Annotated in this window: 24 protein-coding genes; 1 reads left to right on the forward strand and 23 read right to left on the reverse strand. The window is 68.2% G+C overall.

What is annotated here, in order from left to right; translation table 11 throughout:
- Nucleotide 1 precedes the first annotated feature (1 nt).
- The 7 genes from KAK06_RS11220 to ppsA form a co-directional block, all read right to left on the reverse strand.
- Nucleotides 2–1,165 carry a PA0069 family radical SAM protein gene (locus tag KAK06_RS11220; protein ID WP_210802160.1) on the reverse strand — a complete coding sequence of 388 codons (1,164 nt, stop codon included), beginning with the start codon at nt 1,163–1,165 and terminating at the stop codon, nt 2–4.
- Nucleotides 1,166–1,225: 60 nt separating this feature from the next.
- Complete coding sequence (dnaB, locus tag KAK06_RS11225; protein ID WP_210802161.1) at nt 1,226–2,644, reverse strand: replicative DNA helicase; 1,419 nt, start codon at nt 2,642–2,644, stop codon at nt 1,226–1,228.
- A 152-nt stretch (nt 2,645–2,796) separates the two neighbouring features.
- The gene (gene rplI / locus KAK06_RS11230; RefSeq protein ID WP_210802162.1) at nt 2,797–3,249 is read right to left on the reverse strand and encodes a 50S ribosomal protein L9; all 453 of its coding nucleotides are present in this window, start codon (nt 3,247–3,249) and stop codon (nt 2,797–2,799) included.
- 13 nt (nt 3,250–3,262) lie between these two features.
- Nucleotides 3,263–3,547, reverse strand: coding sequence for a 30S ribosomal protein S18 (gene rpsR / locus KAK06_RS11235; RefSeq protein ID WP_210802163.1), 285 nt, complete (start codon nt 3,545–3,547; stop codon nt 3,263–3,265).
- Nucleotides 3,548–3,586: 39 nt separating this feature from the next.
- Nucleotides 3,587–3,877: a primosomal replication protein N gene (gene priB / locus KAK06_RS11240; protein ID WP_210802165.1), complete on the reverse strand. Its 291-nt coding sequence runs from the start codon at nt 3,875–3,877 to the stop codon at nt 3,587–3,589.
- 34 nt (nt 3,878–3,911) lie between these two features.
- Nucleotides 3,912–4,274 carry a 30S ribosomal protein S6 gene (gene rpsF, locus KAK06_RS11245; RefSeq protein ID WP_210802166.1) on the reverse strand — a complete coding sequence of 121 codons (363 nt, stop codon included), beginning with the start codon at nt 4,272–4,274 and terminating at the stop codon, nt 3,912–3,914.
- A gap of 108 nt (nt 4,275–4,382) precedes the next feature.
- Nucleotides 4,383–6,782 (reverse strand): phosphoenolpyruvate synthase, encoded by a 2,400-nt coding sequence (ppsA, locus tag KAK06_RS11250; protein ID WP_210802167.1) that lies wholly within the window; start codon nt 6,780–6,782, stop codon nt 4,383–4,385.
- A 218-nt stretch (nt 6,783–7,000) separates the two neighbouring features.
- Between ppsA and ppsR the strand changes: the two genes are divergently transcribed.
- Complete coding sequence (gene ppsR, locus KAK06_RS11255; RefSeq protein ID WP_210802169.1) at nt 7,001–7,825, forward strand: posphoenolpyruvate synthetase regulatory kinase/phosphorylase PpsR; 825 nt, start codon at nt 7,001–7,003, stop codon at nt 7,823–7,825.
- Nucleotides 7,826–7,864: 39 nt separating this feature from the next.
- On the opposite strand, the gene KAK06_RS11260 is transcribed toward ppsR, so the two are convergent.
- The 16 genes from KAK06_RS11260 to rpsB all read right to left on the reverse strand — a co-directional run bounded on the left by KAK06_RS11260 (nt 7,865) and on the right by rpsB (nt 22,815).
- Nucleotides 7,865–8,638, reverse strand: coding sequence for a TrmH family RNA methyltransferase (locus tag KAK06_RS11260; protein WP_210802170.1), 774 nt, complete (start codon nt 8,636–8,638; stop codon nt 7,865–7,867).
- Complete coding sequence (gene rnhB, locus KAK06_RS11265) at nt 8,635–9,270, reverse strand: ribonuclease HII (protein ID WP_210802171.1); 636 nt, start codon at nt 9,268–9,270, stop codon at nt 8,635–8,637. The genes KAK06_RS11260 and rnhB overlap by 4 nt, the downstream gene beginning before the upstream one ends.
- Nucleotides 9,239–10,390, reverse strand: coding sequence for a lipid-A-disaccharide synthase (gene lpxB, locus KAK06_RS11270; protein ID WP_210802172.1), 1,152 nt, complete (start codon nt 10,388–10,390; stop codon nt 9,239–9,241). The genes rnhB and lpxB overlap by 32 nt, the downstream gene beginning before the upstream one ends.
- 18 nt (nt 10,391–10,408) lie before the next feature.
- Nucleotides 10,409–11,185 (reverse strand): acyl-ACP--UDP-N-acetylglucosamine O-acyltransferase, encoded by a 777-nt coding sequence (lpxA, locus tag KAK06_RS11275; RefSeq protein ID WP_210802173.1) that lies wholly within the window; start codon nt 11,183–11,185, stop codon nt 10,409–10,411.
- 4 nt (nt 11,186–11,189) lie between these two features.
- Complete coding sequence (gene fabZ, locus KAK06_RS11280) at nt 11,190–11,642, reverse strand: 3-hydroxyacyl-ACP dehydratase FabZ (protein ID WP_210802174.1); 453 nt, start codon at nt 11,640–11,642, stop codon at nt 11,190–11,192.
- Nucleotides 11,639–12,694 (reverse strand): UDP-3-O-(3-hydroxymyristoyl)glucosamine N-acyltransferase, encoded by a 1,056-nt coding sequence (gene lpxD / locus KAK06_RS11285; RefSeq protein ID WP_210802175.1) that lies wholly within the window; start codon nt 12,692–12,694, stop codon nt 11,639–11,641. The genes fabZ and lpxD overlap by 4 nt, the downstream gene beginning before the upstream one ends.
- Nucleotides 12,695–12,708: 14 nt before the next feature.
- Nucleotides 12,709–13,203, reverse strand: coding sequence for an OmpH/Skp family outer membrane protein (locus tag KAK06_RS11290; protein ID WP_310738553.1), 495 nt, complete (start codon nt 13,201–13,203; stop codon nt 12,709–12,711).
- A gap of 14 nt (nt 13,204–13,217) precedes the next feature.
- Entirely contained in the window at nt 13,218–15,521 is a 2,304-nt protein-coding gene (gene bamA, locus KAK06_RS11295) for an outer membrane protein assembly factor BamA (protein ID WP_375140890.1), read from the reverse strand.
- An 8-nt stretch (nt 15,522–15,529) separates the two neighbouring features.
- Nucleotides 15,530–16,882 carry an RIP metalloprotease RseP gene (gene rseP, locus KAK06_RS11300; RefSeq protein WP_210802178.1) on the reverse strand — a complete coding sequence of 451 codons (1,353 nt, stop codon included), beginning with the start codon at nt 16,880–16,882 and terminating at the stop codon, nt 15,530–15,532.
- Between the two features lie 7 nt (nt 16,883–16,889).
- Nucleotides 16,890–18,077, reverse strand: a complete 1,188-nt coding sequence (gene ispC / locus KAK06_RS11305) for a 1-deoxy-D-xylulose-5-phosphate reductoisomerase (protein ID WP_210802182.1) — start codon at nt 18,075–18,077, stop codon at nt 16,890–16,892.
- Between the two features lie 14 nt (nt 18,078–18,091).
- Complete coding sequence (locus tag KAK06_RS11310; protein ID WP_210802184.1) at nt 18,092–18,934, reverse strand: phosphatidate cytidylyltransferase; 843 nt, start codon at nt 18,932–18,934, stop codon at nt 18,092–18,094.
- Between the two features lie 13 nt (nt 18,935–18,947).
- Entirely contained in the window at nt 18,948–19,679 is a 732-nt protein-coding gene (gene uppS, locus KAK06_RS11315; protein WP_310741072.1) for a polyprenyl diphosphate synthase, read from the reverse strand.
- A gap of 1 nt (nt 19,680) precedes the next feature.
- On the reverse strand, nt 19,681–20,241 hold the full coding sequence (gene frr, locus KAK06_RS11320; RefSeq protein WP_210802185.1) for a ribosome recycling factor: 561 nt from the start codon (nt 20,239–20,241) through the stop codon (nt 19,681–19,683).
- 11 nt (nt 20,242–20,252) lie between these two features.
- Nucleotides 20,253–20,963, reverse strand: coding sequence for a UMP kinase (gene pyrH / locus KAK06_RS11325; RefSeq protein WP_210802186.1), 711 nt, complete (start codon nt 20,961–20,963; stop codon nt 20,253–20,255).
- Between the two features lie 82 nt (nt 20,964–21,045).
- Complete coding sequence (tsf, locus tag KAK06_RS11330) at nt 21,046–21,939, reverse strand: translation elongation factor Ts (RefSeq protein ID WP_210802188.1); 894 nt, start codon at nt 21,937–21,939, stop codon at nt 21,046–21,048.
- A gap of 129 nt (nt 21,940–22,068) precedes the next feature.
- Nucleotides 22,069–22,815 carry a 30S ribosomal protein S2 gene (gene rpsB / locus KAK06_RS11335; RefSeq protein WP_210802189.1) on the reverse strand — a complete coding sequence of 249 codons (747 nt, stop codon included), beginning with the start codon at nt 22,813–22,815 and terminating at the stop codon, nt 22,069–22,071.
- Nucleotides 22,816–22,984 lie beyond the last annotated feature (169 nt).

Raw genomic sequence — 22,984 nt, forward strand, 5'->3', positions numbered from 1 at the left:
CTCAGAACAAGGCCGATTGCAGCATCTCGCCCGGCCGCGCCGATGGCGCCGGTCGGCGGAACTGGCTGCGGTCCAGCGCCACCCTCTCGCGGTTCAGGCCCAGACGGGCGCAGGCCTTGTGAAAACGCTGGCGGCGCAGCTCGGCCCAGATGCCTTCGCCCTGCATGCGGCTGCCGAAACGGGCGTCGTTGTCCTGGCCGCCGCGCTGCTCACGCACCCGGGCCATGACGCGCGCCGCGCGCTCGGGGAAGTGCTGCTGCAGCCAGTGCTGGAACAAGGGCGACACCTCCCAGGGCAGGCGCAGCGGGATGGAGAACGCCCGCGTGGCGCCGGCCTCGGCCGCGGCCGCCAGGATGGCTTCCAGTTCGGGCTCATTGAGGAATGGGATCACCGGCGACACGCTGACGCCCACCGGCACCCCGGCCTCGGCCAGCTGCCGGATCACCTGCAGCCGGCGCTCCGGCGACGCGGCACGCGGCTCCATCACGCGGGAAAGCGCCGGGTCCAGGCTGGTGACCGACACATAGACCGCGGCCAGGCCCTGGCGACCCATTGGGCCGATCAGGTCCAGGTCGCGCAGCACGCCGGCCGACTTGGTGATCAGTGCGAAGGGGTGGTGGCACTCTGACAGCACCTCGATCACCGAGCGGGTGATGCGCAGCTCGCGCTCGGCGGGCTGGTAGGCGTCGGTGGCGGCGCCAATGCACAGATCCAGCGGCGTGTAGCTGCGGCTGGCCAGGGTCTCGCGCAGGCGCTCGGCGGCGTTGGCCTTGGCGATGATGCGCGTTTCGAAATCCAGCCCCGGCGACAGGTTCAGGTAGCTGTGGGTGGGTCGGGCGTAGCAGTAGATGCAGCCGTGCTCGCAGCCCCGATAGGGGTTGATCGAGACATCAAAGCTGATGTCCGGCGAGTTGTTGCCGGTGAGGATGGAGCGCACCGACTGCATCGTGACCTGGGTGACCGCGGGGGGCGCTGCCTGTGCCAGATCGTCCAGCGTGCCCCAGCCGTCGTCGACCAGCTCGCGCTGCTCGCTGCTGAAGCGGTGCGGCAGCGCCCACTCGGTGCCGCGCCCCTTGATGGGCGCATGGCGGGGCGAGCGCAACCACTGGATGGGCTGGGCGGCGAGGTGCGCGGCGGGGGCGCAGGCAGGTACGGCGGACGGCATACTGTGAATCTATACAGTATTGTCCGCGGGCGCAAGCCCGGGGTGCTCCGGAGTGGACGCTCAGTACTCGCCGAACTCGGTACCCGGCGCCAGGTTGTCGAACTTGGTCAGCGGCTTCAGGAAGGCCAGGTGCAGCGAGCCCACCGGGCCGTTACGCTGCTTGCCGATGATGATCTCGGCGGTACCGGGCACCTTGGACTCTTCCTTGGTGTAGTAGTCGTCGCGGTAGATGAACATGATCACGTCCGCGTCCTGCTCGATGGCGCCGGATTCGCGCAGGTCGGACATCATCGGCCGCTTGTCGGTGCGGGTCTCGACCGAGCGGTTGAGCTGCGACAGCGCGATCACCGGGCAGTGCAGCTCCTTGGCCAGGGCCTTCAGGCTGCGCGAAATCTCGGACAGCTCGGTGGCGCGGTTCTCGCCGCTGCTGGAATTGGTGCCCACCATCAGCTGCAGGTAGTCGATGACGATCAGACCCAGCTTGCCGCACTGGCGCGCCTGACGGCGGGCCCGGGCGCGCAGCTCGGCCGGGTTCAGACCCGGGGTTTCGTCAATGAAGATCGAGGCCTTGGCCAGCTTGTCCACCGCCTCGGTCAGGCGGCCCCAGTCGTCGTCGCGCAGGCGGCCGGTGCGCAGGCCCGACTGGTCGATGCGCCCCAGCGAGCCCACCATCCGCAGGGCCAGCTGCGAGGCGCCCATTTCCATCGAGAAGACCACCACCGGCAGGCCTTCCTGCACCGCCACGTTCTCGGCGATGTTCAGCGCGAACGCGGTCTTGCCCATCGACGGACGCGCGGCCAGGATGATCAGGTCGCCGCCCTGCAGGCCGGCGGTCATCTTGTCGAGCTCGTAGAAGCCGGTGCGCACGCCGGTGACATCCTCGGCGCCGTTCTCGGCCAGTTCGGTGACGCGGTCGATCAGCTGCATCACCAGCTGGTCCATGCTCTGGAAGCCGGCCTTGCTGCGCTGGCCCTCCTCGCCGATCTTGAAGATCTTGCCCTCGGCCTCGTCGAGGATCTGCGAGACCTGCCTTCCCTGCGGGTTGAAGGCCTGGGTGGCGATCTCGTCGCTGGCGGCGATCAGCTTGCGCAGGATGGCGCGCTCGCGCACGATCTCGGCGTAGCGGCGCATGTTGGCCGCGCTGGGCACGCTCTGCGCCAGCGCGTTGAGGTACTTCAGGCCGCCCACGTCCTCGGCCTTGCCCAGGTTCTGCAGCTGCTCGAAGACGGTGATCACGTCCGCCGGTTTGGACTGGCTGATCAGGGTGCCAATCGCGCCGAAGATCAGCTTGTGTTCGTGGCGGTAGAAGTCGTCGTCCTGCAGCACGTCGCCGGCGCGGTCCCAGGCGCCGTTGTCCAGCAGCAGACCGCCCAGCACGCTTTGCTCGGCCTCGATCGAATGCGGCGGCACGCGCAGGCGGGCCACCTCCTCGTCGCGCGGCGGGGTGCGGGGGTCGTGGGCGTCGAAGATCGTGGACATCGCGTGGATCATACGGTCGCGCCTGCGCCGGGCCTGTGGACAAGCCTGGGGAGATCGCGGGGACGACCGGTGGAGATGCGGTCGCCCCAATGAAAAAGGGCCGGATCAGCTCCGGCCCTCCTGGCAGCGCAGGCCCGCAGGCCCGCGGCGGATCAGTCGGTCTCGCCGACGACCTTGATGGTGACCTCGACCACCACGTCGGTGTGCGGCGCCACCTGGACCGGGAACTCGCCCACGGCCTTCAGCGGGCCGTTGGGCATGCGCACCTGGGCCTTGGCGACCTGGAAGCCTTGCTTGACCAGGGCTTCAGCGATGTCGTGGTTGGTGACCGAGCCGAACAGACGGCCGTCCACACCGGCCTTCTGGGTGACGACCACCACCAGACCGCCGAGCTTCTCGCCCAGGGCTTGTGCGGCGGCCAGCTTCTCGGCGGCGACCTTTTCCAGTTCGGCGCGGCGGGCTTCGAATTCCTTGATCGCGGCGTCGGTGGCGCGGCGGGCGCGCTTGGTCGGGATCAGGAAGTTGCGGGCGTAGCCGTCCTTGACCTTGACGATGTCGCCCAGGTTGCCCAGGTTGGCGACCTTGTCCAGCAGGATGATTTGCATGGTGTCGGTCTCCTTAGACGCGGTGCTGGTCGCTGTACGGCAGCATCGCCAGGAAGCGCGCACGCTTGATGGCGGTGGTCAGCTGACGCTGGAAGAAGGCGCGGGTGCCGGTCAGGCGGGCCGGCGTGATCTTGCCGTTCTCGCCGATGAAGTCACGCAGCAGGTCGACGTCCTTGTAGTCGATCGACTCAACGCCGGCGACGGTGAAACGGCAGAACTTCTTGCGGCGGAACAGCAGCGATTGCTGGTTGCGCTTCGGACGGCGGTCCTTGGAAAAACGGCTCTTGGGCGGGGGCATGATGACCTCTTTCGAAACTGAATCTGGATCAAAGCGTTGTCAGGTGCCGGGCTCGACTTCGGTGATGTGGAAGACCAGACCCTTGCCATTGCGCGAGGCAGTGAGGAATCCGGCAACGGTCACCGGTTCTCCCAGCCCCAGCGCGGCGATGCGTCGCGTGATCGCCCCGATCGCCACCGCGCGCATCTCCAGGGAGACTTGGCGGGGCTGGCCGTCTTCGCTGACCGTGGACTGGTGCGCAAGCTTCAGGTCCAGGGCCGGCAGTCCGGCGGGGGTGTAGCGCGTCGCGCCGCGTTCGACCAGGCTGGCCGCGAGAACCAGGCGGTTCATCGCGTCAGGCCCGGACGGGCGACACCTGCGAAGTTCAGGCGGTGGTCTCCTGGGCGGCCTTGCGGGCCTCTTCCTTCTCGACCGAACGCATCATCACCGAGGCGGCCGTCTCGGCCTTCTCAAGCTTGACGGTCAGGTGACGCAGCACGGCGTCATTGAAACGGAAGCCCGTTTCCAGCTCGGCCAGCACGTCCTTCGAGCACTCGATGTTCAGGCACAGGTAGTGCGCCTTGGCGAGCTTCTGGATCATGTACGCCAGTTGGCGACGGCCCCAGTCCTCGACACGGTGCACCTTGCCACCACCGGTGGTGACCAGGCCCTTGTAGCGCTCCAGCATGGCCGGAACCTGCTCGCTTTGATCCGGGTGGATCAGCAGAATGATCTCATAGTGACGCATGAACACTCCTTGTGGATATCCGCCGGCGTTGCCGCCAGCGGGAAAGCCGCCCTGCGCGTCAAATGCAGGTGCGGCAAGGGGAAAGCCCGCTATTCTAGCAGGAATCGCTCAGCGGCGCTGTGCCAGCTGGGTCCAGGTCTGGATCACCGTGTCCGGGTTCAGCGAAATCGACACGATGCCTTCGTCGGCCAGCCACTGCGCAAAGTCGGGGTGGTCGCTGGGGCCCTGGCCGCAGATGCCGATGTACTTGCCGGTGGCGCGGCAGGCGTTGATGGCGCGCGAGATCAGCGAGCGCACCGCCGGGTCGCGCTCGTCGAAGTCGGCGGCCAGCAGCTCCAGGCCCGAGTCGCGGTCCAGGCCCAGGGTCAGCTGGGTCAGGTCGTTGGAGCCGATCGACATGCCGTCGAAGTGCTGCAGGAACTGATCGGCCAGGATGGCGTTCGACGGGATCTCGCACATCATGATGATGCGCAGGCCGCCCTCGCCGCGCTTGAGGCCGCGGTCGGCCAGCAGGCCCACCACGCGCTCGGCCTGGCGCACGGTGCGCACGAAGGGCACCATGATCTCGACGTTGGTCAGACCCATGTCGTTGCGCACCCGCTTGAGGGCCTCGCACTCCATGCCGAAAGCGTCGGCGAACTCCTCGCTGATGTAGCGCGAGGCGCCGCGGAAGCCCAGCATCGGGTTCTCTTCATCGGGCTCGTAGCGGCTGCCGCCAATCAGCTTCTTGTACTCATTGGACTTGAAGTCCGACAGGCGCACGATCACCGGCTTGGGCCAGAAGGCGGCGGCGATCGTGGCCACGCCTTCGGTCAGCTTGTCGACGTAGAAGGCGCGCGGCGAGGCATGGCCCCGAGCCACCGACTCGACCGCCTTCTTCAGGTCGGGGTCGACGTTCGGGTAGTCCATGATCGCCTTCGGATGGACGCCGATGTTGTTGTTGATGATGAACTCCAGGCGGGCCAGGCCGACGCCAGAGTTGGGGATCTGGGCGAAGTTAAAGGCCAGCTGCGGGTTGCCGACGTTCATCATGATCTTCACCGGGCAGTACGGCAGCTCGCCGCGCTGCACCTCGGAGACCTCGGTCTCCAGCAGGCCGTCGTAGACGTAGCCGGTGTCGCCCTCGGAGCAGACCACGGTGACCAGGGCGCCGTCGTGCAGGGTCTCGGTGGCATCGCCGCAGCCCACCACCGCCGGGATGCCCAGCTCACGGGCGATGATCGCCGCGTGGCAGGTACGACCACCGCGGTTGGTGACGATGGCGCTGGCGCGCTTCATCACCGGCTCCCAGTTCGGGTCGGTCATGTCGGTGACCAGCACGTCGCCGGGCTGCACGCGCTCCATCTCGGCAATGCTGCTGACCAGGCGCACCGGTCCGGTGCCGATCTTCTGGCCGATCGCGCGGCCCTCGGCCAGCACGGTGGAGTGGCCCTTGAGCTTGTAGCGGTGCTCGACCTGGCCCTCGGCCTGGCTGCGCACGGTCTCGGGGCGGGCCTGCAGGATGTAGATGCGACCATCGACGCCGTCCTTGCCCCACTCGATGTCCATCGGGCGGCCGTAGTGCTGCTCGATGATCATGGCGTACTTGGCCAGCTCGACCACATCGGCATCGGCCAGCGAGTAGCGGTTGCGCTGCTCGGGCGGGTTGTCCACCGTCTTGACCAGCTTGCCGCTGGCCTTCTTCTCGTCGGGCGTGGCGAACTCCATGCGGATCAGCTTGGAGCCCAGCGAGCGGCGGATCACCGGGAACTTGCCGGCCTGCAGCGCCGGCTTGTGGACGTAGAACTCGTCGGGGTTGACCGCGCCCTGCACCACCGTCTCGCCCAGGCCGTAGCTGGAGGTGATGAAGACCACGTCCTTGAAGCCCGATTCGGTGTCGATCGTGAACATCACGCCGGCGGCGCCCACATCCGATCGCACCATGCGCTGCACGCCGGCCGACAGGGCGACTTCCGAGTGGCTGAAGCCCTTGTGGACGCGGTAGCTGATCGCCCGGTCGTTGTACAGGGAGGCGAAGACCTCCTTCATCTTGTGCAGCACCTCGTCGATGCCATGCACGTTCAGGAAGGTCTCCTGCTGGCCGGCAAACGAGGCGTCGGGCAGGTCTTCAGCGGTGGCCGAGGAGCGCACGGCCCAGCTGGCGTCGGGCGAGTCACCGGCGACGCGGGCGTATTCGGCGCGCACCGCGGCCTCGAAGTCGGGCGGGAACGGGGCGTTTTCCACCCAGCCGCGGATCTCGGCTCCGGCCTCGGCCAGCGCACGCACGTCATCGGTGTCCAGGGCCGCCAGGCGGGCGTTGATCTTGTCGGTCAGACCGCCGAAGGCCAGGAACTCGCGGAAGGCGTGGGCCGTGGTGGCGAAGCCGCCCGGCACCCGCACGCCGGTCTCGGCGAGCTGGCTGATCATTTCGCCGAGGCTGGCGTTCTTGCCGCCAACGACCTCGACGTCGGTCATTCTCAGGTGTTCGAACGGAGCGACCAGGGCGGTCGCCAGTGCGGTGGAAGACATGGGAAAGCTCCTTGATGGTGAAAAACCGGGGGCGTCTTCCCAGGGCCGGCGTGCACAAGGGCCCACGCCGCAGCGCGTTGGCATTCGAATGGGAGGCTGCGGGGGCTCATCCGGGCGCGGTATCGGGGGTGGCGTGGCGGGCGTCAGACGCGAATGCTGGGATTCTACGAAGGGACTGCCTATCATGGTGTGTGTTTCCCCGCGCTTGAGAACTTTTCATGCCCAATCGATCTGTGTTCTTTGTCTCGGATGGCACCGGCATCACCGCGGAGACCTTCGGCAACTCGATCCTGGCCCAATTCGCGATCAAGCCGCGCCACATCCGCCGGCCCTTCATCGACTCGATCGACAAGGCCGAGAAGGTGGTCTCCGAGATCAATGCCACCTTCGAGGCCGAAGGCGTGCGGCCCATCGTCTTCATCACGCTGGCCCTGGACGACGCCCACCAGGTGCTGACCAGCCCCCGCTGCAAGGGCTTCGTGATGGACATGTTCAAGGCCTTCGTCGAGCCGCTGGAGGTGGAGTTCGGGCTGAAGTCCAACCACCGCATCGGCCGCTTCTCGGACGCTGCCAAGAGCCAGGAGTACAACGACCGCATCGAGGCGATCAACTTCTCGCTGGCCCACGACGACGGTCAATCGGCCAAGAACCTGGAGGCCGCCGACGTGATCCTGGTGGGCGTGAGCCGCAGCGGCAAGACGCCCACCTCGCTGTACCTGGCGATGCAGCACGGCATCAAGGCCGCCAACTACCCGCTGATCCCCGAGGATTTTGAGCGCAATGCCCTGCCCGCCTCGCTGGCACCGCACAAGCGCAAATGCTTCGGCCTGACGATCGACCCCGAGCGCTTGAGCCAGATCCGCAACGAGCGCCGCCCCGGCAGCAAGTACGCCGCGATCGAGAACTGCCGCGCCGAGGTGCGCGAGGCCGAGACGATGATGAAGCGCGCCGGCATCTCGTGGTTGTCGTCGACCCACAAGTCGATCGAGGAGATCGCCACCACCATCCTGCGCGACATCCGGCCGGACCGGCTCATCTACTGACGCCCCCAGCGCAGCCCGTGCAGGGCGCGCTAGCCGGCATCAGCCCGGCGACCGACTGGCGAACAGGCAGATCGCCGCCGCCGCCGCCACGTTCAGCGATTCCTCGCCGCCCGGTTGCGGGATGCTGACGGTGTGGGCGCAGCGGGCCATCAGGGCATCATCCACGCCGCGGCCCTCATGGCCCAGCACCCAGGCGCAGGGGTGCGGCAGCGCGGCCTGGCCCAGCACCAGTCCAGCGTGCGAGCTGGTGGCCAGCAGCGGCACAGCCAGACCGGCCAGGTCCTCGGGCACCAGGCCCTCGACCAACTGCAGCGCGAAGTGCGCCCCCATGCCGGCGCGCAGCACCTTGGGCGACCACAAGGCCGCCGTGCCCTTGATGGCCAGCACCTGGCGCACGCCGAAAGCGGCGGCGCTGCGCAGGATCGAACCCACATTGCCGGCATCCTGCAGGCGGTCCAGCACCACGCTGAAGGCCTGCGGCGCCAGGCAGGCGTCGGCGGGCAGTGCCAGCAGTGCACCGATGCGCGGCGGTGACTCCAGCGTGCTGAGCGTCTTCATCAGCGCGTCGGGCACCACCACCACCCGCCGCGCCCGCGCCACCCAGCCGCGCCAGTCGGCGCGCTCGTGCCAGGCGGACTCGGTGAACACCAGTTCTTCCAGCGGGCGGCCGCGCTGCAGCGCCGCCCCGACCAGGTGATCGCCCTCCAGCCAGACCTGGCCCAGCTTGCGGTAGGCGCCCGGGTCCTGACCCAGCTTGCGGATGCGCTGCAGCAGCGGGTTGTCGCGGGCGGTGAGGATCAGGGGTTCGGTCACAGATGGCCTCCGGTGGCCAGGGCCTCGCGCACCGGGCCGAAGCTCTGGCGGTGCAGCGGCGTGGCGCCGTGGGTGCGCAGCGCGGCCAGGTGTTCAGGCGTGGGGTAGCCCTTGTGGCCGGCAAAACCGTAGTCGGGGTAGGCGCGGTGCATTTCGGCACACAGCTGGTCGCGGTGGACCTTGGCCAGAATGGACGCGGCCGAGATGGCGGGGACCTTGGCGTCACCCTTGACGATGGCCTGCGCCGGCATGCGCAGCGGGGGCAGACGATTGCCGTCGACCAGCACGTGGTGCGGTGTCAGGCGCAGGCCTTCGACCGCGCGCTTCATCGCCAGCATCGTGGCGTGCAGGATGTTGAGCTCGTCGATCTCCTCGACGCTGGCTTCGGCGATCTTGAAGCACAGGGCCTTGGCGCGGATCTCGTCGAACAGGCGCTCGCGGCGCTTGGCGCTCAGCACCTTGGAGTCGGCCAGACCGGCAATCGGGTGCAGGTCGTCCAGGATCACCGCCGCCGCCACCACCGGCCCGGCCAGTGGTCCGCGGCCGGCCTCGTCGACGCCGGCGACCAAGCCCGGGGTCTCGAAGCTGAGGGCGAACTGTTCAGGCTTGGCCGAGGACTTGCGCGATGGCATGGCTGGCGCACTGCGCGGTGTCCTGGCGCAGTGAGAGGTGGAGTTCGGTGAAGCGGGCGTGCAGCGCGTCGCGCCGGGCCGGGTCGTCCAGCCAGGCGCGGGCGGCGTCGGCAATCGCCTGCGGCGTGGCGGCGTCCTGGATCAGCTCCGGCACGGCCATGTCGCGCAGCAGGATGTTGGGCAGGCTGAACCACGGCAGGTAGGCCTTGTCCTTCATCAGCCAGTGGTTGAAGGCGTTGAGCCGGTAGACCACCACCATCGGCCGCTTGAACAGCGCGGCTTCCAGCGTGGCGGTGCCGCTGGCGATCAAGGTGAGGTCGCAGGCGGCCAAGGCCTCGTGCGAGCGGCCATCAAGCAGGTCCACCGCCAGTCCCGGCGCATGGCGGGCCAGGGCCTCGTCGATCAGTGGCCGCAGGCCGGGCGCCACCGGCAGCACCAGGCGCAGGTCGGACCGCTCGCGCTGCAGCGCCTGCGCGGCCTGCAGCAGCGGCGGCGCGATGTGGGTGATCTCGCTGCGCCGGCTGCCAGGCAGCAGCGCCAGCACGGTGGACTCGTCGTCCAGGCCCAGCGCCGCCCGGGCCGCGGCACGCGGCGGCTGCAGCGGAATCAGGTCGGCCAGCGGGTGGCCCACGAAGCTGGCCGGCACGCCGTGCTCGGCCAGCAGCGCCGGCTCGAAGGGGAACAGGCACAGCACATGGTCGGCGGCGGCGGCCAACGTCTTCACACGCTCGCCGCGCCAGGCCCAAATGGACGGGCAGACGAAGTGCACCGTCTTCAGGCCCTGTTCGCGCAAGGCGCGCTCGAGCGCGAAATTGAAGTCGGGGGCGTCGATGCCCACGAAGACTGACGGCCGCTCGGCCAGCACGCGCTGGCGCAGCGCGCGCCGGATGGCCAGCAGCTCGGGCAGGTGGCGCAGCGCGTCGACATAGCCGAAGACCGACAGCTTGTGGCTGGGCCACCAGGTGTCAAAGCCCTGGGCCTGCATCTTCGGGCCGCCGATGCCGCCGGCCGACAGGCCCGGCCAGCGCGCCCTCAGGCCCTGCAGCAGCAGGCTGGCCAGCAGGTCACCGGAGGCCTCGCCGGCCACCATCGCCAGGCGCGGGGCCGTCGATGTGTCCATGCTGGCGTCGGCCGGTGGTCAGCGCACCAGGCCGCGCGTGGAGGCGGCCAGGAAGTCGAGCATGGTGCGCACGTCGGGTTCGTCGGTGCCCAGCGCCTCGATCTCGGTGCGGGCCTGCTCCAGCGTCAGGCTGCCGCGAAACAGCAGCTTGTGCATCTGGCGGATCTGGCGCTGGCGATCATCGCTGAAGCCGCGGCGCTTCAGGCCCGTCAGGTTGACCGCGCGCACGGCCAGCGGGTTGCCATCGACGGTCATGAAGGGCGCCACGTCCTGGGCCACGTGGCCCTGGAAGCCGATCATCGCATGCGCGCCCACGTGCACCCACTGGTGCACGCCGGTCAGGCCGCCGATCACCGCCCAGTCACCCACGTGCACATGGCCGGCCAGCGTGACGTTGTTGGCCAGCACCGTGTGGCTGCCCAGGCGCACGTCGTGGGCCAGGTGCACATAGGCCATGATCCAGTTGTCGTCGCCCACCCGCGTGACACCCTGCTCCTTGAAGGTGCCGGTGTTGAAGGTGCAGAACTCGCGCACGGTGTTGCGGTCGCCGATCACCAGCTCGGTGATCTCGCCGCCATGCGACATGTCCTGCGGCATCGCGCCGATCGAGCCGAACTGGTAGAAGCGGTTGTCGCGGCCGATGCTGGTGCGGCCCTCGATCACGCAGTGCGGCCCGATGACGGTGCCGGCGCCGATGCGCACCTGCGGACCGATGATCGTGTAGGCGCCCACCTGGACGCTGTCGTCCAGCTCGGCCGCCGGGTCGACCAGCGCGGTCGGATGGATCCGGGTCATGGCCTCAGGCGATCTTGCGCATCGTGCACATCAGCTCGGCCTCGGCGGCCAACTCGCCCCCCACCAGGCCGCGTGCGCTGTACTTGTAGATGCCGGCCTTGGCGCGCAGGATCGTGGCTTCCAGGAAGAGCTGGTCGCCGGGCTCGACCGGGCGCTTGAAGCGCGCGCCGTCGATGCCGGCGAAGTACACCACGGTGTCGTCGCCCGGGTCGGTGTCCATCGAGGCGAAGGACAGCAGCGCCGCCGCCTGTGCCATGGCTTCCAGGATCAGCACGCCCGGCATCACCGGACGGTGCGGGAAATGGCCCATGAAGAAGGGCTCGTTCATCGTCACGTTCTTCAGGGCCAGGACGCGCTTGTTCTTTTCCAGCTCGGTGACACGGTCCACCAGCAAGAAGGGGTAGCGGTGGGGGAGCCGCTTGAGGATCTGGTGGATGTCCATCACGGGAGCGCTCATGGTTCGATCTTCTTTTCAAGGGCGCGAAGGCGGCTTCGCAGGGTGTGCAACTGGCGCAGCGTGGCTGCGTTCTTTTCCCAGGACGCATTGTCGTCGATGGGAAACACGCCGCTGTACTGGCCCGGCTTGGTGAGCGAACTCATCACGAAGCTGCCGGCGCTGACATGGACATGGTCAACGATCTCCAGGTGGCCCAGCACCATGGCCGCGCCGCCGAAGGTGCAGTGCGCGCCGATGCGGGCGCTGCCGGCCACGCCGACGCAGCCGGCCATCGCGGTGTGGGCGCCGATGCGCACGTTGTGGGCGATCTGGATCAGGTTGTCGAGCTTGACGCCGTCGGCCAGCACGGTGTCGTCCAGCGCACCGCGGTCGATGCAGGTGTTGGCGCCGATGTCAACGTCGTCGCCGATCACCACGCTGCCGAGCTGTTCGATCTTTTCCCAGCGGCCCTGGTGCGGCGCGAAACCGAAACCGTCGGAGCCGACCACCGCGCCTGGCTGCAGCGTGCCGCGTGCACCGATCACGCAAGCCGCGCCAAAGTGGACGCGGGCGATCAGGCGCGTGCCCTCGCCCACCACCGCATCGGCGCCGACCAGGCACTGCGGACCGATCACGGCGCCGGCGGCGATGCGGGCGCCCTCCTCCACCACCGCCTGGGCGCCCACGTGGGCGCTGGGATGCAGTTCAACCCCGCGACCGATCACCGCGCTGGGATGCACGCCCGGCACGGCGGTCGGGCGCAGGCGCGCGGCAAACCAGCGGGTCAGGCGGGCGTAGTACAGGTAGGGATCGGCGGTGACGATGACCGCGGCGCCGCGGGCCAGCGCGGCCTCGCGCAGGTCCTCGCGCACCACCAGCGCGCCGGCCTGGCTGCGCTCCAGCAGCGGGCGCAGGCGCGCCTGGGCAACAAAGCTGAGGTCGCCCGGGCCGGCCGTCTCCAGTGAAGCAATGCGTGCGATGCGACACTCGCCATCGCCGTGCAACTCACCGCCGAGGTCGCCGACGATATCGGCCAGCCGCAGGGTCGGCAGGGCGCCTGACGTCGCCGTCATGCCCTGCCGCGGTGTCACTTGCCAGCGTTGAGCGCGTCGATCACCTTCTTGGTGATGTCGACACGCGGGCCGGCGAAAACCACGTCCTGCAGGATCAGGTCGTACTTTTCGGTTTCAAAGATCTGCTTGATGACCTTGCTGGCGCGCTCGCTGACCGCGGCCAGTTCTTCGTTCTTGCGCTGGTTCAGGTCTTCCAGCAACTCGCGGCGCTTGCGTTCGAAGTCGCGCTGCTGCTCGGCCAGATCACGCTGGCGACGGGTGCGCTCGGCCTCGGACAGCGTGGGGCCGTCCTTCTCGAGCTTCTCGAAGGCCTGGCGCAGCTTGTTGCCGGTGTCGTTCAGCTCGGTCTCGCGCTTCTTGAACTCGGCCTCGAGCTTGGCCTGAGCGGCCTTGGCGGGCGATGCCTCGCGCAGCACGCGTTCGCCGTTCACGTAGCCGATCTTCAGCTCCTGGGCCTGGGCGGCGGCGAACGAGAGCGCCAGCGCCGATGCGGCGAGCAGCGATTTCACGGGAGAGGTCATCATCAGAAAGCCGTTCCGATCTGAAACTGGAAGCGTTGGATTTTATCGCCACTGAAGGAGCGAATCGGTGTCCCCCAACTGAGCTTGAAGGGGCCGACCGGCGACACCCAGCTCACGCCGATGCCGGCTGAGGCGCGCAGGTCGCGCAGCGACAGCGGCTGACCCAGGCGCCAGACGTTGCCGGCGTCGGCAAAGGCGAAGACGCGCAGCGACTTGTCGTTGCCGCTGCCGGGCACCGGCAGGTAGAGCTCGCTGTTGAGGTTCAGGCGCTTGGGGCCGCCGTCATAGGCGCCGGTGATGTCGACGCTGCCGAAGGAGCCCTGGTCGAACACCCGCACCGAGCCCAGGCCGCCGCCATAGAAGTTCTTGAACAGCGGATAAGGCTTGCCGCGCAGGCCGTAGCCCAGGCCGAGCTCGCCATTGAGGCCCAGCGTCAGCTTGTTGGTGAGCGCGAAGTACTGCTGGTACTGGCCGTTCAGGCGCGCATAGGTGACGTCACCGAGCAGGCTGATGTCGACGTTGACGCGCTGGAAACGACCCTTGGTGGGCACCATCGGGTTGTCGCGCTCCTCGCGCGCCCAGCCGATGGTCAGCGGGAACGAGGTGGAGTAGGCGCCGAAGGTCGAGCGGTAGGTGTAGTAGCTGTTGGGCACGCCTGACGAGGTGCCGATGATGGTCTGCTCGACGCCCAGGCCGAAGAAGACCGTGTCGTACTCGGTGAAGGGCACGCCGAAACGCACCGCCATGCCCGGCGTGGCCAGTTGATAGGCATCGCCCAGGCTGTTGAGCGGCTTGGAGGTGCGGTAGTACAGGTCCACCGCGCGCGAGACGCCGTCATCCGTGAAGTACGGATCGACCGTGCTGATCAGCAGGTTGCGCTGCGACTTGCTGGTGTTGACGTCCACGCCCAGGTAGTTGCCCGAGCCCAGGATGTTCTCCTTGCGCACCGAGGCCGACAGCGAGAGCTTGTCGTACTGCGAGAAGCCCGCCGCCAGCTGCAGCGTGCCGGTCTGCTTCTCGGTGACATTGACCACCAGGTCGACCTGGTCGGGTGCGCCGGGCACTTCGTTGGTGTCGATCGTGACTTCATCGAAGAAGCCCAGACGCTCGACCCGGTCGCGCGAGAGCTTGATCTTGGCGCCGTCGTACCAGGCCGATTCGAACTGGCGGAACTCGCGGCGAATGACCTCGTCGCGCGTGACGGTGTTGCCGGCGACATTGACGCGGCGCACATACACGCGCTGCCCGGGCTGGCCCTGGAAGACGACCACCACCTGGCCGGTCTTGCGGTCGATTTCGGTGCGGGGCTCGATTCGCGCAAAAGCGTATCCGTAGGTGGCGTAGAGCTCGCTGAAGGCCTTGACCGTGGCCGTGACTTCTTCGCCGCGGTAGTTCTGGCCCGGGCGCACCTGGATCTGGTCGCGGAAGTCGCCGTCGCGGCCCAGGAACTCGCCATCCAGCTTGATGCCGGTCACCACGTAGGGCTGGCCCTCGTCGACGGTGATCGTGATCGAGATGTCCTGCTTGTCCGGCGAGATCGTGACCTGGGTCGACTTGATGTCAAACTCAAGGTAGCCGCGGTTCAGGTAGTAGGAGCGGATCTTCTCGAGGTCGGCGTTGAGCTTGGTGCGGGCGTAGCGGTCCGACTTGGTGTACCAGGTGAGCCAGCCACCGGTGGTCAGGTCGAGCAGGTCCAGCAGCGTGGACTCGGACACCGCCTGCGAGCCCAGGATGCGGATCTCGCGGATCTTGGCGATATCGCCTTCAGTGACGGTGAAGGCGATGTTGACGCGGTTGCGCTCGATCGGCGTGACCGTGGTGGTGACCTCGGCACCGTAGAAACTCTTGCTGAGGTACTGGCGCTTGATCTCCTGCTCGGCGCGGTCGATCACGGCCTTGTCAAAGGGCTGGCCTTCACCGATGCCGTTGTCCTTCAGCGCCTTGGCCAGGGTGTCCTTGTCGAACTCCTTGAGGCCGCTGAAGCTGACCGTGGCGATCAGCGATCGCTCATCGACCACCACCACCACGACCTTGCCGTCGACATCCAGGCGCACGTCCTTGAACAGGCCGGTGGCGAACAGCGCACGCAGTGCCGCCGAGCCCTTGTCGTCGTTGTAACTGTCGCCCACACGGAAAGGCAGCGCATTGAACACACTGCCGGGATCGCCGCGCTGCAGACCCTCGATGCGGATGTCTTCAATCTGGAAGGGCTCGACAGCCCAGGCGGGCGCCACGATGGCGGCAAGCGCCATGGTCACACCAGCCGGCACCGGGCGCAGCCGGCTCGTCAGGAAAGGAAATGGCATCGGAGGAGTCAATGCAGGCCCAGCAAGCGGGCCACGTCGTTGGACAGGGCGATAGACATCATCAGCAGGAGCACCACGGCGCCGCCTCGCTGCAGCCTGCGCAACCAGACATCCGTGACCGGGCGACCGGTCAGGCCCTCGAAAAGATAATATATCAGGTGGCCGCCATCCAGGATCGGCAGCGGCAGCAGGTTCAGCACACCCAGGCCCACGCTGACGTTGGCCAGGAAGATCAGGAACTCGGTCAGGCCCACGCGCGCCGTCTGGCCCGCGTAGTCGGCAATCGTCAGCGGACCGCTCAGGTTCTTGACCGAGGCCTCGCCGATCAGCATGCGCCCCAGCATCTTCAAGCTCAGCTGAGCGGTTTCCAGCACCTGGCGCACGCCGCGCACCGCGCCGTCCACCAGGCCCAGCCGGACGGTCAGCATCTGCGGCGGCTCACCGATGTAGGCGTCGACGCGGCCGAAGGTCTGGCCGCCCTCTTCCACCCGCCGTGGCTGCACCTCGAGCTGCATCACCACGCCGCTGCGGTCGATGGTCCAGCGCATGGCCTGGCCGGCGCCCTGGCGAATGCGCTCGCGCAGTGCGGCGGCGTCGGCCACCGACACCTCGTCCACCCGCAGCACGCGGTCACCCTGGCGCAGTCCGGCCTGCTCCGCCGGACCGCCGGCCACCAGGGTACCCATCACCGGATCGGTCCAGGGGCCGGGCAGGCCGATCTGGCGCCAGGTGGCGGCGTCCAGGTCATGGCCCTCGAGGCGGTCCAGGGCCAGCGTCAACTGGCGCCGATGGTTGCCTCGCTCGTCGGTCACCTCCAGCTGCAGCGGTCGGTGCTCGGCGGCGGCCTGGGTGATGCGCCAGCGCAGGTCGGTGAGCGAGCGGATCTCCAGACGCTCGTCATCGTCAATGACGGCATCAACGCGGTCGCCCGGCAGCAGGCCCGCCTGGGCCGCCAGGCCGCCCACGGGTGGCGTGGCCAGGTGGGCGGCGGGCTCGCGCACGCCAATCCAGTGCGTGGCGGTGAAGAGCAGCGCCGCCAGCAGCAAATTGGCCAGTGGTCCGGCCGCGACGATGGCCACGCGCGAGCGCAGTGGCTGTTGGTCGAAGGCCTGGGCGCGCCAGGCCTCGGGCACCGGGCCCTCGCGCGAGTCCAGCATGCGCACATAGCCGCCCAGGGGCAGCAGCGACAGCGTGTACTCGGTGGACGCGGCGTCGCGCTGGCGGCGCCAGACCACGCGGCCAAAGCCGATGGAAAAGCGCAGCACCCGCACGCCACACCAGCGGGCGACCTGGAAGTGGCCCCACTCATGGACGGCAATCAGCACGCCCAGCGTGACGAGAAAGGCCAGAACCGTGGTCATCGACAGGTCAGAGCGCCGCCGCGGCGATCAGTTCCCGCGCCGCCCGGCGGGCGCGCTGGTCCAGCGCCAGCAGTTCCTCGACCGAGGCCTGCGCCGGCAGCGCCGGGATCACGCGCTCCAGCGTGCCCTGGTTGATGCGGTGGATGCCGTCAAAGGCCAGGCGCCGCTCCAGGAAGGCCGCCACGGCCTCCTCGTTGGCGGCGTTCAGCACGGCCGTGCTGCCCTCGGGGGCACGCAGCGCGTCCCAGGCCAGAAACAGGCCCGGGAAACGCTCGGGGCTGGGGGCCTCGAACTCCAGCGCGCGCAGCGACAGCAGATCCAGCGCCGAGGCACCTGATTCGATGCGCTCCGGGAAGGACAGGCCGTAGGCGATCGGCACGCGCATGTCGGGGGTGCCCAGCTGCGCCAGCACCGACTGGTCGCGGCACACCACCATCGAGTGGATGATGCTTTGCGGATGGATCACCACGCGGATCTGCTCGGGCGTCAGGTCGAACAGCCAGCGCGCCTCGATCACCTCGAGGGCCTTGTTCATCATCGTCGCCGAGTCGACCGAGATCTTGCGGCCCATCACCCAGTTCGGATGGGCGCAGGCCTCCTCGGGCGTGACCTGGGCCAGGGTGGCACGGTCGCGCTGGCGGAACGGGCCACCCGAGGCGGTCAGCACGATGTGGTCGATGCGCTGCGCCCAGACCGTGCGGTCCTGCGGCAGGCACTGGAAGATGGCGGAGTGCTCGGAGTCGATCGGCAGCAGCGTGGCGCCGCCCTGAGCCACCGCCGCCATGAAGGCCGCGCCGCCCACGACCAGGGCTTCCTTGTTGGCCAGCAGCAGGCGCTTGCCGGCGCGGGCCGCCGCCATGCAAGGCGGCAATCCGGCGGCGCCGACGATGGCGGCCATCACCGCATCCACTTCCGGATGCTCAGCCAGCTCGACCAGCGCCTGCGGGCCGTCGAGCACCTCGGTGCGGCTGCCGGCCTCGCGCAGGCGGCGGCGAAGCTCGGCCGCGGCCGCGGTGTCCGACATGGCCGCATAGCGCGGTGTCACCTGCAGGCACTGCGCCAGCAGCTCGTCCACGCGCGCATGGCCGGTCAGCGCGAAGGCCTCGAAGCGATCGGGGTGGCGGGCCACCACATCCAGCGTGTTGGTGCCGATCGAGCCGGTGGCGCCGAGGATGCAGAGCTGGAGTCGGTTCATCGGGGGATCCTCGTTCAGGGCACCAGCGAGGCCAGGGCCATCGCGGCGGGCAGCGTGGGCAGCAGCGCATCGACGCGGTCGAGCACACCGCCATGGCCGGGCAGCAGGCGGCTGGAGTCCTTGGCCCCCACCGCGCGCTTGGCCAGCGACTCGATCAGGTCGCCCATCACACTGAGCGCGCACAGGAAGATGATGCCCAGCACCAGACCGGGCCAGCCCAGGCGCTGCTGGATGATGGCAAAGATGCTGGGCGCCTCGCCGGCCTGTGTCGGCGACAGCATGATCCAGCCCGCCGCCAGCAGCGCCACGCCAGCCATGCCCGACCAGACGCCCTCCCAGCTCTTGCCCGGGCTGATCGCCGGCGCCAGCTTGCGCCGGCCAAAGCGCCGCCCGCCGAAGTAGGCGGCAATGTCGGCCATCCACACCACGCAGAACACCGACAGCAGAAACTCCAGGCCGCGCGCCTTGCCCGCGGCCAGCGCCAGCCAGGCGGCACACAGCACAAGCACGCCAATCACCAGACGCAGGCCCGCCGACAGCTGCGGCCAGGCGCTGGGTCCCTTGGCCAGCGCCAGCGAGCCACCCAGCACCCAGCAGGCCGTGGTCAGCCACCACACGGCGGGCGGCACCTGCTGCACCAGGCCCTGCGCCCAGGCCAGGGCGCACAGCGCCGCCACCAGCGCGCCCAGACCCAGCGATGCGCCGAAGCCCAGACCATTGAGACGGCCCCACTCCCAGCCGCCGGCACCAATCAGCACCAGGGTCAGCGTGGCGAAGGGCCAGGTGGCGGGCACCAGCAGGGCGGGCAGCAGCAGCGCCAGCAGCACCAGCGCCGTGATCACGCGTTGCAACAGCATGGAGGGGCGCCGGTCAGGCGATCGAGGACGCGGAGCCGGTGGTCTTGACACCGCCAAAACGGCGGTCTCGACCGGCATAGGCCGCCAGCGCGCGGTCGACTTCGCGTTCATCGAAATCGGGCCACAGGCAGTCGGAGAAATGGAATTCGGCGTAGGCAATCTGCCACAGCAGGTAGTTGCTCACGCGCAGCTCGCCGCCGGTGCGGATGAACAGATCCGGGTCGGGCGCGTAGGCCAGCGACATGCGGGCCGACAGCGCCTCTTCGGTGAGTTGCTCGGGTGACAGCCCCTCGGCCATCGCGCGGCGCGCGGCCTGCACGATGTCCCAGCGGCCGCCGTAGTTGAAGCAGACGGTCAGCACCAGGCCCGTGTTGGCGGCGGTGTCGGCCTCGGACTGGTTCCAGGCGGCGCGCACTTTCTCGGACACCGCACTGCGGTCGCCGACGATGCGCACCCGCACGCCCTGGCTGGCCAGCTTGCCCAGGTACTTGGCCACGCCCACCAGCACCAGGTTCATCAGGCCGGAGACCTCGTCCTCGGGGCGCTTCCAGTTCTCGGACGAGAAGGCGTAGACAGTGAGGTACTCGACGCCGCGCTTCTGGCAGTGGTCGACCACCCGGATCAGCGCGTCCATGCCGGCCTTGTGGCCCACCACGCGCGGCATGAAGCGCTTCTTGGCCCAGCGGCCGTTGCCATCCATCACGATGGCCACATGCCGTGGGACGGCGCAGTCGTGCTCAGCCACGTCAGACAGCCAGGATGTCGGCTTCCTTGGCGTGGACCAGCTTGTCGATCTCGGCCACCACCTTGTCGGTCAGCTTCTGGACATCGTCCTGGGCGCGACGCTCGTCGTCCTCGGAGATCTCCTTGTCCTTCAGCAGCCTCTTCAGGTGGTCGTTGGCATCGCGGCGCAGGTTGCGCACCGCCACCTTGGCGTTCTCGCCCTCGTGGCGCACGACCTTGGTCAGCTCCTTGCGGCGCTCCTCGGTCAGCGCCGGCATCGGTACGCGCAGCAGGTCGCCCTGGGACGACGGGTTCAGGCCCAGGTCGGATTCGCGGATGGCCTTCTCGATCTTGGCGCCCATGCCCTTTTCCCAGGGCGTGACACTGATCGTGCGGGCGTCCAGCAGGCTGACGTTGGCGACCTGGCTGATCGGCACCATCGAGCCGTAGTAGTCCACATGGACCTGGTCCAGGATGCCCGGGTGGGCGCGACCGGTGCGGACCTTCTGCAGGTCGCTCTTGAGCGCCTCGATGGACTTGGCCATCTTGGACTCGGCGTTCTTCTTGATGTCGGCAATCGTCATGGTCGTGATCCTCAGACGTGAACCAGCGTGCCCTCGTCCTCGCCCTGCACCACGCGCTTGAGCGCGCCGGGCTTGAAGATCGAGAACACCTTGATCGGCAGCTTCTGGTCGCGGCACAGGGCGAACGCGGTGGCGTCCAGCACCTGCAGGTTCTTCGCGATCGCCTCGTCGAAGCTGATGTTGGTGTAGCGCGTGGCGCTGGGGTCCTTCTTGGGGTCGGCAGTGTAGACGCCGTCGACCTTGGTGGCCTTGAGCACCACCTGGGCACCGATCTCGGCGCCGCGCAGCGCGGCCGCGGTGTCGGTGGTGAAGAAGGGGTTGCCGGTGCCGGCGGCGAAGATCACCACCTTGCCTTCTTCCAGGTACTGCAGCGCCTTCGGGCGGACATAGGGCTCGACCACCTGCTCGATCGAGATGGCCGACATGACGCGCGCGGTCATGCCCTCCAGGCGCATCGTGTCGGCCAGGGCCAGCGAGTTCATCACCGTGGCCAGCATGCCCATGTAGTCGGCGGTGGCGCGGTCCATGCCCACCGAGCCGCCGGCCACGCCGCGGAAGATGTTGCCGCCGCCGATCACCACCGCCACCTCGCAGCCCAGCTGGGTCACCTCCTGCACTTCGCGCACCATGCGCACGATGGTGGCGCGGTTGATGCCGTAGGCGTCATCGCCCATCAGGGCCTCGCCGGAGAGTTTCAGCAGGATACGCTTGTAGGCGGGCATGCAGGGGTGTCCTTGCAGGGTTCGGTGAACGTGGAAGTGTAAGCCGGGCACCTCCTCGTGAGCGGTGCCCGGCGGTGGCGCTTTACGCGCCCTTGGCAGCGGCGACCTGGGCGGCCACTTCGGCCGCGAAGTCGTCGACCTTCTTCTCGATGCCTTCGCCGACCACGTACAGGGTGAAGCCCTTGACGGTGGTGTTGGCCGACTTCAGGTGGGCGGCGACGGTCTGCTTGCCGTCGGCGGCCTTGACGAAGACCTGGTCGAACAGCGAGACCTCCTTCAGGTACTTCTGCACCGAGCCGTCAACCATCTTGGCGACGATCTCGGCCGGCTTGCCGGACTCGGCGGCCTTGGCAGCAGCCACCGAGCGCTCACGCTCGATCAGCTCGGCCGGCACGTCGGCCGAGGTCAGCGCCACCGGCTTCATCGCGGCGACGTGCATGGCGACGTCCTTGGCGGCGACGGCGTCACCGTCGAACTCCACCACCACGCCGATGCGGGTGCCATGCAGGTAGCCAGCCAGCGCGCTGCCCTCGAAGCGCTTGAAGCGGCGGAAGGACATGTTCTCGCCGATCTTGCCGACCAGGCCCTTGCGCACGTCCTCTAGCGTGGGGCCGAAGCCGTCTTGCTCGTAGGCCAGCGCGCCCAGTGCCGCGACGTCGGCCGGGTTGTGCTGGGCGATCAGCTTGGCAGCACCCTGCGCCAGGGCCAGGAAGCTGTCGTTCTTGGTGACGAAGTCGGTCTCGCAGTTGACCTCGATCATGGCGCCCACGCTGCCGTCGATCGCCGAAGCGACCACGCCCTCGGCGGTGACGCGCGAAGCGGCCTTGCCGGCCTTGGTGCCCAGCTTGACGCGCAGGATTTCCTCGGCCTTGACCATGTCGCCTTCGGCTTCGGTCAGCGCCTTCTTGCACTCCATCATCGGGGCGTCGGTCTTGGCGCGCAGTTCGGCAACCATGCCGGCGGTGATAGCAGCCATCGTGTTTTCTCCGTTGCTGGCGGCGGCGCTACGGGCGGCCGCCGCGGGTTGTGCTTGAGTGTTCAGGGGTGTGAAAAAGGGGCTGTGACAGCCCCTGCTTCACGACGGCGCCCGAGGGCGCCGGGAGCATCAGGCCTGCTCGTTGACCTCGACGAATTCGTCGCCGTCGGCAGCCACGGCCTGCACCAGGTCGGTGGTGGCGTTGGCCTTGCCTTCCAGCACGGCGTCAGCCACGGCCTTGGCATACAGCGCCACGGCCTTGGCCGAGTCGTCGTTGCCGGGGATCACGTAGTCCACGCCGTCGGGCGAGTGGTTGGTGTCGACCACGCCGATCACGGGGATGCCCAGCTTCTGGGCTTCGGCCACGGCGATCTTGTGGAAGCCTACGTCGATCACGAAGATGGCGTCGGGCAGCGCGTTCATGTCCTGGATGCCGCCGATGTCCTTCTCGAGCTTGGCCAGCTCGCGGTCAAACATCAGGGCTTCTTTCTTGATGCGCATTTCGGCGCCAGAGTCCTTCTGGGCCTGCATGTCCTTGAGCTTCTTCAGCGAGCCCTTGACCGTCTTGAAGTTGGTCAGCATGCCACCCAGCCAGCGCTGGTCCACGTAGGGCATGCCGGCGCGCTGGGCCTCGGCGGCCACCACTTCGCGCGCCTGGCGCTTGGTGCCGACGATCAGGATCGTGCCGCGCTTGGCCGCCAGCTGGCGCACGAACTTCATGGCCTCTTCAAACTTGGGAAGCGTCTTCTCCAAGTTGATGATGTGGATCTTGTTGCGATGGCCGTAAATGAACGGGGCCATCTTGGGGTTCCAGAAGCGGGTTTGGTGGCCAAAGTGGACACCGGCTTCCAGCATTTCACGCATCGACACGGACATAGGTCACTCCGAAGGTTGGGTCTAGAATCCCGACACGAATCGCTGCATGGGTTGACGCCTTGTCACACCTGCTTGCAGCGACACCTGGATGGGTCGGGTTCGCGAATCGGACCGCCCCGTCTGACGGCGAGGGGCGCATGCCCTTCACCACTCCCACGACGAGACTCTC

This window comes from Ideonella aquatica (assembly GCF_018069755.1).
Lineage (GTDB): Bacteria > Pseudomonadota > Gammaproteobacteria > Burkholderiales > Burkholderiaceae_C > Ideonella > Ideonella aquatica.

What these genes read in the sequence shown, in the direction of transcription:
- lpxA (WP_210802173.1), bottom strand. Translation starts at nt 11,185, where the DNA reads ATGACCCGGATCCATCCGACCGCGCTGGTCGACCCGGCGGCCGAGCTG.
- ppsA (WP_210802167.1), bottom strand. Translation starts at nt 6,782, where the DNA reads ATGTCTTCCACCGCACTGGCGACCGCCCTGGTCGCTCCGTTCGAACAC.
- tsf (WP_210802188.1), bottom strand. Translation starts at nt 21,939, where the DNA reads ATGGCTGCTATCACCGCCGGCATGGTTGCCGAACTGCGCGCCAAGACC.
- KAK06_RS11220 (WP_210802160.1), bottom strand. Translation starts at nt 1,165, where the DNA reads ATGCCGTCCGCCGTACCTGCCTGCGCCCCCGCCGCGCACCTCGCCGCC.
- frr (WP_210802185.1), bottom strand. Translation starts at nt 20,241, where the DNA reads ATGACGATTGCCGACATCAAGAAGAACGCCGAGTCCAAGATGGCCAAG.
- rpsR (WP_210802163.1), bottom strand. Translation starts at nt 3,547, where the DNA reads ATGCCCCCGCCCAAGAGCCGTTTTTCCAAGGACCGCCGTCCGAAGCGC.
- bamA (WP_375140890.1), bottom strand. Translation starts at nt 15,521, where the DNA reads ATGCCATTTCCTTTCCTGACGAGCCGGCTGCGCCCGGTGCCGGCTGGT.
- rpsF (WP_210802166.1), bottom strand. Translation starts at nt 4,274, where the DNA reads ATGCGTCACTATGAGATCATTCTGCTGATCCACCCGGATCAAAGCGAG.
- lpxB (WP_210802172.1), bottom strand. Translation starts at nt 10,390, where the DNA reads ATGGACACATCGACGGCCCCGCGCCTGGCGATGGTGGCCGGCGAGGCC.
- rpsB (WP_210802189.1), bottom strand. Translation starts at nt 22,815, where the DNA reads ATGTCCGTGTCGATGCGTGAAATGCTGGAAGCCGGTGTCCACTTTGGC.
- KAK06_RS11310 (WP_210802184.1), bottom strand. Translation starts at nt 18,934, where the DNA reads ATGCTGTTGCAACGCGTGATCACGGCGCTGGTGCTGCTGGCGCTGCTG.
- rnhB (WP_210802171.1), bottom strand. Translation starts at nt 9,270, where the DNA reads ATGCCATCGCGCAAGTCCTCGGCCAAGCCTGAACAGTTCGCCCTCAGC.
- priB (WP_210802165.1), bottom strand. Translation starts at nt 3,877, where the DNA reads ATGAACCGCCTGGTTCTCGCGGCCAGCCTGGTCGAACGCGGCGCGACG.
- dnaB (WP_210802161.1), bottom strand. Translation starts at nt 2,644, where the DNA reads ATGTCCACGATCTTCGACGCCCACGACCCCCGCACCCCGCCGCGCGAC.
- ppsR (WP_210802169.1), top strand. Translation starts at nt 7,001, where the DNA reads ATGCCCAATCGATCTGTGTTCTTTGTCTCGGATGGCACCGGCATCACC.
- pyrH (WP_210802186.1), bottom strand. Translation starts at nt 20,963, where the DNA reads ATGCCCGCCTACAAGCGTATCCTGCTGAAACTCTCCGGCGAGGCCCTG.
- ispC (WP_210802182.1), bottom strand. Translation starts at nt 18,077, where the DNA reads ATGAACCGACTCCAGCTCTGCATCCTCGGCGCCACCGGCTCGATCGGC.
- rplI (WP_210802162.1), bottom strand. Translation starts at nt 3,249, where the DNA reads ATGCAAATCATCCTGCTGGACAAGGTCGCCAACCTGGGCAACCTGGGC.
- lpxD (WP_210802175.1), bottom strand. Translation starts at nt 12,694, where the DNA reads ATGACGGCGACGTCAGGCGCCCTGCCGACCCTGCGGCTGGCCGATATC.
- fabZ (WP_210802174.1), bottom strand. Translation starts at nt 11,642, where the DNA reads ATGAGCGCTCCCGTGATGGACATCCACCAGATCCTCAAGCGGCTCCCC.
- rseP (WP_210802178.1), bottom strand. Translation starts at nt 16,882, where the DNA reads ATGACCACGGTTCTGGCCTTTCTCGTCACGCTGGGCGTGCTGATTGCC.